Source organism: Streptomyces catenulae (assembly GCF_000718015.1).
GTDB classification, from domain to species: Bacteria; Actinomycetota; Actinomycetes; order Streptomycetales; family Streptomycetaceae; genus Streptomyces; species Streptomyces catenulae.
Window position 1 is genome coordinate 417,421 of record NZ_JODY01000002.1, and the last position, 6,663, is coordinate 424,083.

Sequence of the window (6,663 nt, forward strand, 5' to 3'; positions counted from 1 at the left end):
CGGCTGCGGCCGCATCGGTACAGGTGGATGCCGCCGGACACGAGCGGCCTGGAGTCGCTGACCGGCCGGGAGCGGGAGGTTCTCCTCCTGGTGACCCAGGGGCTGTCCAACGCGGAGATCGCCGAATCCCTGGTGGTGTCCGCGGCGACCGTCAAGACCCACGTCGGACGGATGCTCGCCAAACTCCAACTGCGCGACCGCGTCCAGGCGGTGATCTTCGCGTACGAGTGCGGTCTCGTGCAGGCGGAAGGGGACCGTACCGGCTGAGCCGCCGGGCGGGGTGGGACGGGCACCGGCGGGGCGGCCGGAGCGCCCCTCCCGCCCCGCCCGGCTCCCCCCGGTGCGGGCTCAGCCCACCAGCTGCATGTCCCGCGCCGCGCCGTCGGACCGCAGGATCGTCCGCTGCAACTCCCGCAGCTCCCAGGAGGGTTCGAGGCCCAGCTCACGGCGGATGGTGTCGCGGGCCGAGTGGTAGGTGCGCAGCGCCTCGGCGCGCCGTCCCGAGCGGGACATGCAGAGGATCAGCTGCCGGTAGAACGCCTCGTGCAGCGGATGCTCGGCGAGCAGCGCCCGCAGGACGCCGGTCATCTCCTGGTAGCGGCCCAGGGCGATGCCGGACGCCACGAGGAGTTCGGCGCACTCGATGCGCGCCTCCTCCGCCCACCGGGCGCAGCCGCCGACGATGGGGCCCGTGGCCGCGCCGTCCAGCACCGTGCCCCGGTGCAGCGACCGGGCGGCGCCGAGCAGTTCCACGGCCCGTTCGTGGCCGCCCGCGCGGGCGGCGCGGCGACCGTCCCGCAGCAGGCACTGGAAGCGGTGCAGGTCCAGTTCGCCGGGGGCGAGCCGCAGGACGTAGCCGGGCGCCGTGGTGGCGATCGGGCCGCCGGGCCGTCCGGGGCGGGTGAGGAGCTTGCGCAGTTGGGACATGTGGACGTGGAGGGAGGCGGTGGCGCGGCGGGGCGGGGCGCTCCCCCAGATCTCGTTGCTCAACTCGTCCCGGGAGACGACGTGGTTGGCCCTGATGAGCAGCGCCGCCAGCAGGATCTGCATCTTCGGTGCGCTGACCGCCGCGACGGACCGGTCATCGGTCACCCGAAGCGATCCCAGAATCTCGTACCGCACGAATGGTTCCTCGCTCTCCAGCTGTCATTCCGTCGTTCCGGGCACCCCGGTGACCGGGGTGCCCGGAACGCGCTTCGGTACCGTGGAATTCACCGGCCGGAACCCGGAATCCAGAATCCGATTTCTCGTATTCCTTGTGGGACCTCGCCACAAAAATTGCGGTGGGACCGTGGTCGGTCCGTCGCCTCGTGTGCGTCCGGCCGGACTCTTCTTCCGTTCCGCGCCGTTGCCCCCGGCACATGCCAACGTAGCCGCGCGGAACCCCTGGCGTGAACCCCAGTCCCCTGGGCCGGACCCCTTAGGGGACACCGCGGTGAACAGGGGTCGTCCGCATTCCGGATGCGGTTCACCGCTTACGCGCCAACGCCCGGAAGGGGGCGGGATCCGGCCGGGCGGGGAGGGGCGGGGCCCGGGTCAGGCGACCGTCTCGGCGGGCAACTCCCGTAGGGGGTTGAGGTTCTGGGCCCCGATGCGGGCGCGCAGCTCGGGGTCGGTGACGCCCAGCCCGGTCTCGGGCGCCATGCAGAGCACACCGACCTTGCCGACATGGCGGTTGAGCTGCACCGACCGCGCGGCCTCACCGACGTCGGCGAGCGGGTGCACGGCCGACAGGACCGGGGAGAGCAGGCCCAGCCGGAAGAGCCGGTTGCACTCCCACTGTTCCTGGAGGTTGGCGCCGTGACTGCCCACGATGCGCTTGAGGTTCATCCACAGATAGCGGTTGTCGTAACTGTGCTGGTAGCCGGTGCTGGAGCCGCAGGTGACGACGGTGCCCCCGCGGCGGACCACGAACACCGAGATCCCGAACGTGGCCCGGCCCACGTAGTCGAAGACGACGTGCGGGTCCTCGCCGACCGCCGCCCGGATGGCGCGGCCCAGCCGTTTGCCGCGTTCGATGGTCTCCTCGGGACCGGGCGCGCCGTCGTCCACGCCGATCTCCCGGCGGTCGATCACCACCTCGCAGCCCAGTTTCCGCAGCAGTTGCGCCTTGTGCTCCGAGCCGACGACACCGACGGGGATGCCGCCGGCGTTCTTCACCATCTGGACGGCGAAGGAGCCGAGCCCTCCGGCGGCGCCCCAGATGAGCACGATGTCGCCCTGCTTGATCCGGGCGCCCTTGTCGCTCACCAGCATGCGGTAGCTGGTCACGGCGGTCAGCATGGTGCTGGCCGCCTCCTCCCACGTCAGATGGGCGGGCTTGTCGAGGAGTTGGCTGGCCCGGACGACGGCGTAGTGGGCGAGCCCGCCGAAGTTGGTCTCGAAGCCCCAGGCGCGCTGGCCGGTGCCGAGCATGCCGTCGGCGTGGGTGGCGGGCTCCTGGTCGTCCACCTGGACGCAGCTGACCACGACATGGTCGCCGGTACGCCAACGGCGCACGCCGGTCCCGGTCTTGACCACCACTCCGGCCGCGTCCGAGCCGATGACCTGGTACGGACGGTCGTGGCGGGTGGCGAAGCCGCCCTCCCGGGCGTACTTCTTCAGGAAGGTGAACGTCGGCAGCGGTTCGAACATCGCCGACCACACGGTGTTGTAGTTGATCGAGCTGGCCATGACGGCGACGACCACCTCGTCCGGCGCGATCTCCGGCATCGGCACCGGGCCGACGTGCAGGGACTTGCGGACGTCCTTGTCCTCGACGCCGTCGAACAGGTGGATGTCCTCGGCGCGGAGATGGGCGGCGAGATACTCGTCCGGCAGTTCGTGCCGTTCGAGTTCTTCCGGTGTGGCTCCGCCGAGCAGAGCATCAGCCAAGGAATCCACGGCTCTTCCCTTCTGAGATGAGATACGGCGCCCCACCGCGGCTTTCCACCGCACGGTCCATGGGCGCGAGAAATTCCGGGGCCGATCGCGGCATCGCACCGGGCGGATCCGCGTATACGTCGGCGGTCCGCGGCGGTACGGGAAAGGCTCCCTTTCGCGCCGCCACGCTAGGCAGCCCGCCACGGCGCCCTCAAGCCCCTGCGACCCCTATAAATTCCGCACCGGAGAAGAAAAGGGAACCCCGATAATTCCGGCCCTTCCTTTCCGCGACCCCGCACCGCGTTTCCCGCCGACGGCACGGCGCCGCCCCGGGAGCGTCCCGGCGCCGTGCCCGTGTCCCGGCATGCCGCAGGGCCCGTACGGAACGTGCCGTACGGGCCCTGCGCGGGGTGCGGGGTGCCGCGGGCTCAGCGGTGCCCGGCCAGCTCCAGCAGCCGGGAGAGGAGTCCCTCCTCGCGCAGCCGCTGGAGGGGCAGTTCGCCCAGTATCTCCAGCACCTGCTCGTCGTTGAGCCCGGCCGCCAGATCGACCGGGGCGGCGGCCTCCGCGTCGGGGGCGGCCGGTGCCGCCGCGGCGTCCGGCCGCGCGGGGACGGCCTCCGGGAGCGGGCCCGGGGCGACCGGCGGCAGGGGGCGGCGGACGGGGGTGGGGGCGAGCGCGTCGGCGATGTCCTCGGGGCGGAAGCCGGGCCGGGTCGCGAGGTGGACGCTCATCCGGGCGGCGCGGGCCCGCAGCGTCGCGGCGGCCTCCGCCGGGGAGGTGGCGGGCCCGTCGTCGGCCCGCCGGACACCGTGCCCGCCCGCGGCCGGTGCGGGCGCGGTGCGACCGGCCCAGTCGGAGAGCACCAGATGGCAGGTCCCGCCGTCGCCGTACGCGCCGACCCCCGCCAGCACCGGTTCGCTCCCCCGGCGCGTCAGCGGCACCACGGCGCGGCCCGTCCCCTCCGGGGCGCCGGTCCACGCCGGGGCCTCACCGGTCACCCGGACCGCGGCGCGCAGGCACAGCACCGTCTTCACCAGCGCGGCGGCGGCGCCCTCGGGCCGCGCGGCGGCGTCGGCGGGCAGCGGCTCCCGCACCGGGCGGCCACCCGAACCGGCGGGGACCGCGGTACGCACCGGGCCCGCGGTGGCGGCCAGTTCGACGAAGCGGACCGCGGCGGCGTCGACCCGGGCGTGGGCGCGGGCCCGGCGCGCCGCCTCCTCCTGGGCGGCGCCCGGCCCGGCGGTGGCGCCGCCGTCGTGGCTCACGGCGCCGCCGCGGATCAGACAGTGCACGGTGTCGCCGTCGGCCAGCGCCCGGCGCAGCGTCTTCAGGACGAGGAGCCCGCCGTCGGCCGCCGCCGCCGCGCCACCGGCGGACGCCCGGACGCTGACCCCACCGGCCAGCGCCTCGTCGCACTCGCCGCCGCGCAGCGCCAGACAGGCGAGGTGGACGGCGGTCAGCGCGGAGGAGCGCGCGGTGTCGACGACCAGGCTCGGACCGCGCAGGCCCAGGGTGGCGGAGAGTCGGCTGGCGAGGGTGGTGCGGTCGGTGCCGGACGTGCCGCGCGCCGCGGGCCGCGGGCACTCGGACGCGCCGAGGAAGACACCGGTGCCGCCGCCCGCCAGGCCCTCGGGGAGGATCCCGGCGCTCTCCAGGGCCTCCCGGGCGAGGTCGGTGGAGAGCCGCTGCCGCGGGTCGGGGGCGCCGAGGTCCTCGGCGGGCACCCCCAGCGACTCCGGACCGAACCAGCGGGCCGCGCCGCCGGACCCGAACCGCCTGCCGCCGGAGCCCTCGGACGCCTCCGGGCCGTCGTGGAGCAGCCGCCAGAAGCTGTCGGGGCCGTCCACCCCGGGGAACCGGCAGGACACCCCGACGACCGCTACGGCCCCGTCCTCCTCCGGCGCGGTCCGCCCCGCGCCCGTGTCCGCCTCGGAAGCGATACCCATGTCATTCCTCTCGCCCGCCGCGCGCCGCGGCCGGATGTCGGGCAGCCGGAGCGGCCGCCCCGCCGCCGTTCCGCTTGTACCGCCCGCCGCTGTGTCCGTGTTCCGGGGCGGCTTGCGCCCCGCTCGCCCAACTCGGTGGTCAGGACCGCCGTCGGCCCGGTTCGGTTGCCTCCCGTACCAGGCGGGAAGGGTTCCACGCCGAAGGCGTCGCACCATCGCTCCCGGTCGCCCCAGGGCCCCTGAAGCGGCGGACGAGGTCCGTGCTCCGGTCGCCGGGCGACATTCCGATTCCGGCCCGGCGGAGACCGCCGTGGCCCGGGCCCGGCCGCCCGCTCACCGCGCGGCCCCGGTCGTCCCCCTCCATTGTCCAGGCCCCGAACACCCTGCGCAGCGCACCCCGACCCCTAGCGACCCCTATAAATTTCAGGTGAACACCGGGTGTCCCCCGAAGAGGTGTCATGGGCCGGGACCTGCGGGCGGAGCGGCGTCCCCGCCCGGATGTCCGCCGTCCCCGGCGCCATGCAGGACGCCGGGGACGGACCGGAAACCGGGGCGGGTGCGGGGTGTCAGCCGGTGCACCGCACGGTGACGGCGGACGCCGCGTGGTGGGCGCCGTCGAAGCCGGAGCCGAAGTCGGTGCCCTGGGTGTGGAGTTTGACGGAGAGGTGCCCGTCGGTGATCGGGAAGGTGCCGCCGGGCGCCCAGTCGCCGCGCTTCTTGGTCTGGTCGACGGTGAAGTCGCCGAGCGCCTTGCCCGTCCCCGCCGCGGAGGCGAACACCGAGTAGCGGGTGGGGTGTCCGCCGACGTGCTTCACGTCGTCGTCCCCGGGGATGAAGGCCCGGACCTGGCAGCTGCCGGACTTCACCGGCCCGGTGGTGAAGGTCCACAGGGTGTAGTTGCCGTCGTCGCCCTTGTCGCCCGCCATCGGGACGGAGACGAAGGAGCCGTCGCAGCCGTCCTTGGCCCAACCGCCCTTGTGCGTCGTCCAGCCCGCGTCGCCGTCGGCGTAGGTGCCGTGCTCCTTGTACCCGGTGGACTTGTCGGTGCAGCCGGGCCCGGCCGTCCCCGTGTAGGTGGTGGCGGCGTCCGCCGGGGCACCGCCCTGCCCGCCGGAGCCGCCCGACGCGCCGCCGTCCTGCGGTGCCTGATGCCCCTGCGGCTGATCGGCGCCGGGCACGACCCCGGCGCCGCGGCCCTGTCCGTCGTACTCGGAGGCGGCGGCCGGGGGCTTCGCGGCGTCGCCGTGGCGGCCGGTCAGCTGGGAGATGAGGAACGGGGAGCAGAGGAGCAGGACCCCGGCGATACCGGCGGCGGCGACCATGGGCCTGGAGACCCGGCCGCCGCTCGCCACGAGCGTGTCCGGGGCCGCCTCGGACGCCGTCGCACCGGTGGCCGCGGTGGCCGACGCGGTCTTGCCCGCCGTCCGTTTCCCGGTGTCCGCCGCCGCGTCCGTCTCCCCCGCGGCGGCGGTGCGCCCGTCGGTCCCGGGCATCCGCCGCGCCGCGGGTCCGGGCGCGGGCGTGGTGTCCGCGGAGAGGACGGGTACGGTCGCGCCGTCCGTGCGGGGCGGCCTGGCGGTCCCCCGGCGCGGCGGCGCGGCGGGCGCCTCGCCTCCGGCCGCTTCGACGGCCGTCGCCTCGCCGTCCGCCGACGGGGCGTCGCCCCTCCTACGGGACTCTTCCGGCTCCATGGGCGCCATCGTCTCCTTCTTCTGATGTGACTCTGGGTGGGTGTGAGGGGGTCATACGGGACCGGGGCGGTGGTCCGGGGGACGCGCCCGTGCGGGGCCGCCGCGGGACCGTGGAGGGGTGCCGTCCACCGGGCGCGGGGGTCGCGTGGCCGGTGCCGGTG

4 protein-coding genes and 1 pseudogene are annotated in these 6,663 nt (G+C 74.9%); 1 reads left to right on the forward strand and 4 read right to left on the reverse strand.

The features are described from left to right. Window positions 1–48: 48 nt before the first annotated feature. Window positions 49–267, forward strand: a pseudogene (locus IF23_RS0103985) (response regulator transcription factor); the annotation flags it as partial. Between the two features lie 81 nt (window positions 268–348). Here the strand turns inward: IF23_RS0103985 and IF23_RS0103990 are convergent. The 4 genes from IF23_RS0103990 to IF23_RS0104005 all read right to left on the reverse strand — a co-directional run bounded on the left by IF23_RS0103990 (window position 349) and on the right by IF23_RS0104005 (window position 6,502). After that, on the reverse strand, window positions 349–1,092 hold the full coding sequence (locus IF23_RS0103990; RefSeq protein WP_245654874.1) for an AfsR/SARP family transcriptional regulator: 744 nt from the start codon (window positions 1,090–1,092) through the stop codon (window positions 349–351). Window positions 1,093–1,536: 444 nt separating this feature from the next. After that, entirely contained in the window at window positions 1,537–2,883 is a 1,347-nt protein-coding gene (gene ccrA / locus IF23_RS0103995) for a crotonyl-CoA carboxylase/reductase (RefSeq protein ID WP_030279790.1), read from the reverse strand. A 407-nt stretch (window positions 2,884–3,290) separates the two neighbouring features. Next, a complete protein-coding gene (locus IF23_RS35325; protein WP_030279791.1) occupies window positions 3,291–4,811 on the reverse strand; it encodes a beta-ketoacyl [acyl carrier protein] synthase domain-containing protein in 1,521 nt (506 codons plus the stop codon). 566 nt (window positions 4,812–5,377) lie between these two features. Next, window positions 5,378–6,502, reverse strand: coding sequence for a hypothetical protein (locus IF23_RS0104005; RefSeq protein ID WP_157847971.1), 1,125 nt, complete (start codon window positions 6,500–6,502; stop codon window positions 5,378–5,380). Window positions 6,503–6,663 lie beyond the last annotated feature (161 nt).